At 56.2% G+C, this 1,849-nt stretch carries 1 rRNA gene; it reads left to right on the forward strand.

The features are described 5' to 3' along the window. Positions 1 to 1,827, forward strand: a 23S ribosomal RNA gene (locus ABZ454_RS38755); the annotation flags it as partial. Between the last annotated feature and the right edge of the window lie 22 nt (positions 1,828 to 1,849).

Raw genomic sequence — 1,849 nt, forward strand, 5'->3', positions numbered from 1 at the left:
GGATGGGTAGGGGAGCGTCGTGTGCCGGGTGAAGCAGCCGCGGAAGCGAGTTGTGGACGGTTCACGAGTGAGAATGCAGGCATGAGTAGCGATACACACGTGAGAAACGTGTGCGCCGATTGACTAAGGGTTCCTGGGTCAAGCTGATCTGCCCAGGGTAAGTCGGGACCTAAGGCGAGGCCGACAGGCGTAGTCGATGGACAACCGGTTGATATTCCGGTACCCGCTTTGAAACGCCCAATACTGAATCAGGCGATGCTAAGTCCGTGAAGCCGGCCCGATCTCTTCGGAGTTGAGGGTAGTGGTGGAGCCGACGAACCAGACTTGTACTAGGTAAGCGATGGGGTGACGCAGGAAGGTAGTCCAGCCCGGGCGGTGGTAGTCCCGGGGTAAGGGTGTAGGCCGTGTGGTAGGTAAATCCGTCACACGTTAAGGCTGAGACCTGATGCCGAGCCGATTGTGGTGAAGTGGATGATCCTATGCTGTCGAGAAAAGCCTCTAGCGAGTTTCATGGCGGCCCGTACCCTAAACCGACTCAGGTGGTCAGGTAGAGAATACCGAGGCGTTCGGGTGAACTATGGTTAAGGAACTCGGCAAAATGCCCCCGTAACTTCGGGAGAAGGGGGGCCATCACTGGTGAGGGAACTTGCTTCCTGAGCTGGGGGTGGCCGCAGAGACCAGCGAGAAGCGACTGTTTACTAAAAACACAGGTCCGTGCGAAGCCGTAAGGCGATGTATACGGACTGACGCCTGCCCGGTGCTGGAACGTTAAGGGGACCGGTTAGCTGACTTTCGGGTCGGCGAAGCTGAGAACTTAAGCGCCAGTAAACGGCGGTGGTAACTATAACCATCCTAAGGTAGCGAAATTCCTTGTCGGGTAAGTTCCGACCTGCACGAATGGCGTAACGACTTCTCGACTGTCTCAACCATAGGCCCGGTGAAATTGCACTACGAGTAAAGATGCTCGTTTCGCGCAGCAGGACGGAAAGACCCCGGGACCTTTACTATAGTTTGATATTGGTGTTCGGTTCGGCTTGTGTAGGATAGGTGGGAGACTTTGAAGCGGCCACGCCAGTGGTTGTGGAGTCGTCGTTGAAATACCACTCTGGTCGTGCTGGATGTCTAACCTGGGTCCGTGATCCGGATCAGGGACAGTGTCTGATGGGTAGTTTAACTGGGGCGGTTGCCTCCTAAAGAGTAACGGAGGCGCCCAAAGGTTCCCTCAGCCTGGTTGGCAATCAGGTGTTGAGTGTAAGTGCACAAGGGAGCTTGACTGTGAGACCGACGGGTCGAGCAGGGACGAAAGTCGGGACTAGTGATCCGGCAGTGGCTTGTGGAAGCGCTGTCGCTCAACGGATAAAAGGTACCCCGGGGATAACAGGCTGATCTTCCCCAAGAGTCCATATCGACGGGATGGTTTGGCACCTCGATGTCGGCTCGTCGCATCCTGGGGCTGGAGTCGGTCCCAAGGGTTGGGCTGTTCGCCCATTAAAGCGGTACGCGAGCTGGGTTTAGAACGTCGTGAGACAGTTCGGTCCCTATCCGCTGTGCGCGTAGGAATATTGAGAAGGGCTGTCCCTAGTACGAGAGGACCGGGACGGACGAACCTCTGGTGTGCCAGTTGTCCTGCCAAGGGCATGGCTGGTTGGCTACGTTCGGAAAGGATAACCGCTGAAAGCATCTAAGCGGGAAGCCTGCTTCGAGATGAGTATTCCCACCAACTTGATTGGTTAAGGCTCCCAGTAGACGACTGGGTTGATAGGCCAGATGTGGAAGCCCGGTAACGGGTGGAGCTGACTGGTACTAATAGGCCGAGGGCTTGTCCTCAGTTGCTCGCGTCCACTGTGTT

This window comes from Streptomyces sp. NPDC005803 (assembly GCF_040630435.1).
Lineage (GTDB): Bacteria > Actinomycetota > Actinomycetes > Streptomycetales > Streptomycetaceae > Streptomyces.